This window comes from Candidatus Effluviviaceae Genus V sp. (genome assembly GCA_014728125.1).
Lineage (GTDB): Bacteria > Joyebacterota > Joyebacteria > Joyebacterales > Joyebacteraceae > WJMD01.
Genome location: WJMD01000005.1, coordinates 1 through 2572, shown reverse-complemented (window position 1 = coordinate 2572; position 2572 = coordinate 1). Strand labels below are relative to the sequence as shown.

The window sequence follows — 2572 nt, the reverse complement described above, 5'->3', positions numbered from 1 at the left end:
GCGTCGCGTCATCCTGGATTGACATCAGAGCCCATCGCGCCTCCCAGGGACCAGGTATTCCTCAGGAGGCACCATGAACAGACGACGCATGCGAGGCGCGCTCGCGCTCCTGCTGTTCCTTCTCCTGCTGTCGGCGCCGCCGGTGCTGGCGCAGGAGGCGGGGGAGGAAGCGGCGACGCCTGTCGAGGAGACGACGGCCACGGACGAGGCGCCCGCTCGGACGCCTGCCCGGGACGAGTTCGTTCCCATGGCCGAACGCGAGGGCGACGGCGCGTTCGCCGTCCGGCGGGGCGGGGGACCTGTCACGGCCGTCGAGTTCACCCTCCGAAGGCTCGTCACGCTCATGCTCCCGGCCGCGGTCGCGCTGGCCGGTGTCGGCATCCTGGTGATGGCCATCATCCAGATCGTGAAGGACGTCTTCCCGGTCCGCGCCATCTACCAGCGGTGGTGGCTGGGGCGGAACTGGCTTAGGCCCGCGGTCGAGCACGCCCGGGCGACCTACCGCGACGAGATGGTCGAGGGCTCGACCTACAAGGAGATCCGGCAGAGGCTCATCGACCTCGCCGCCGGAGGCGACGCGGGAGCGCTCTTTGCGCTTAGGGCCGACGGCGTCGCGGGGCAGCTTCATGCCGCAGCCTCGGCCGCGCTCGACGACCCGGTGGAGCACCGGTGGCTCCTCCGCTCGATGGCGCGGAAGGCGCAGCCGTCGGATGTGGAGCTCGTCATCGCCTCGGCCAAGAGTCTCGGGGGAGACGGCGGGCCGCACTCCTCCGACACCGATGTCGTCGACGCCAGGAACCGGGTCTACCAGTCCATCCAGCGTTCCCTCGACGCGCTCCAGATCAGCATGCAGGCCTCGTGGTCGCGTCTCATCAAGGTCAAGGCGATCATCCTGAGCTTCATCATCATCTACGGCGGCATCAGGCTTTACGCCCCGATGGTGATGGCGACCCCGTGGCAGAAGGTCGTCTGGATCGCCGCCGCCATCCTCGGCGGGTTCGTCGCCCCTGTGGCGCGCGACCTCGTCGTGGCCCTGAAGAGCCTGAGGGACAGGTAGCCGCATGCAGGCGACGGGCGACATCTCCGTCCGTGAGAAGGGCTCGGGCGGCGTCACCGCCGAGGCGCGGGATGCGCCCCGGAACTGGATGCAGGGGCGGCGCCATGTCGTGCTCCTCGTCCACGGCTACAACGCCGACATGGACGGGGCGCGCCGCTCGTTCGACGCCTTTCTCCGGATGCTCCCCGCCAGGTTCCCGCCCGCCGGCCGCGTCTACTGGCCCGGCGACGCCGACTGGGGGGTCTTCTCCGCGCTCGCGTACCCGTCGAAGATCCCTGTGGCCAGAGCGTCGGCCGGGAGGCTGGCCGCCTACCTCTCGAAGCTCCGCGGTCCGGGCGGCGGGCCCATCGAGCTCACGCTCGTCGGGCACTCGCTGGGCTGCCGGGTCATCCTGGAGCTGCTCGAGGACCTCTCGTGGCTCGACGACACGCGCTGCGTCGTGCGGGTCGTCGTGCTCATGGCGGCCGCCGTGCCGACCGACCTCGTGGGTGTCGGAGGACAGCTCCGGCGCTCGGGGCTCGGTCCGCTCCACCGCCACGTCTACCACTCGGACGACGACCGCGTGCTCCGCTGGGCCTTCCCGGCGGGGCAGTCGATGGCGCAGCTTGCAGGGTCGGAGCCGGGCGACTCGCTGGAGGCCGTGGGGCTCCACGGGAACCCGCGGAGCTACGCCTCCCGGCGCAGGGACCTCCGGGGGAACCGCCACTCCGACTACTGGAAGGACCGCCGGGCGGTCCGCGAGCTCGCGACGCTCATGGGAAGCGCCATCCCGAGGGTGCTGGAACCGAGAACGTTGCCGGCGGCGCCGCTGCCTGAAATGGGACCTCCGGTTCGCCGGCCCGGGTTCACCCGCGAGCTGCCCACGAGGCCCGTCACGCCGTAGTCCTGCGAGCGGAGGCGAGGATGGGACGGAAGGTCTTCGACATCTTCATGATCGCCGTCTGCGTGACGATGATCGTGCTCGCGCTCACGCGTCCCCTCGACACCATGCGCCGCACGCTGGTCATCGGCGCGTCCATCTTCATCGGCTCGCGGCGCGTCTTCTCTCTCATCAACAGAAGCTCGGGCGCGGACGACTGAGTCCCGGCGCCGCGGCCTCGTTGCGGACACCGGGCTCCGGTGCTAGGATGAGCTTGGGTTCAGGCGACGGCACGTGGAAGGGGAGGATGTCATGCGGAGCGTCTCGGGGAGCGGTGTCCGGTCACGCGCGGCGTTCGTCGCGCTCGGCCTCGCGCTGGTCGCGGTGGCCGTCGTCCTCGCCTCCTGCGGTGGCGCGGAGGACACGCGCCCGAACATCGTCCTCGTCATCCTCGACACCGTGCGCGACGACTACGTCGGCGTCGACGTTCCGGACTACCCGGGCGAGCCGCTGACGCCGTGGTTCGACCGCGTCGCGTCCGAGGGGACCGACTTCACGCACGCCTACGCGAACGCCCCGTGGACCGTGCCGAGCCACGCCTCGCTCCTGACGGGAGAGTTCCCGTCGACCCACCAGTGCACCGGGTTCAACTGGAG

General features: G+C 70.6%; 4 protein-coding genes. All 4 read left to right on the top strand.

The window, feature by feature from the left end; all coding sequences use genetic code 11:
• The first annotated feature begins 73 nt into the window (after positions 1 to 73).
• Positions 74 to 1057 (top strand): hypothetical protein, encoded by a 984-nt coding sequence (locus GF405_00305; GenBank protein ID MBD3366595.1) that lies wholly within the window; start codon positions 74 to 76, stop codon positions 1055 to 1057.
• Positions 1058 to 1061: 4 nt separating this feature from the next.
• On the top strand, positions 1062 to 1940 hold the full coding sequence (locus tag GF405_00300) for an alpha/beta hydrolase (protein MBD3366594.1): 879 nt from the start codon (positions 1062 to 1064) through the stop codon (positions 1938 to 1940).
• 20 nt (positions 1941 to 1960) lie between these two features.
• Complete coding sequence (locus GF405_00295) at positions 1961 to 2137, top strand: hypothetical protein (protein ID MBD3366593.1); 177 nt, start codon at positions 1961 to 1963, stop codon at positions 2135 to 2137.
• A gap of 91 nt (positions 2138 to 2228) precedes the next feature.
• The coding region (locus GF405_00290; protein MBD3366592.1) for a sulfatase-like hydrolase/transferase at positions 2229 to 2572 on the top strand (344 nt) is incomplete at its 3' end.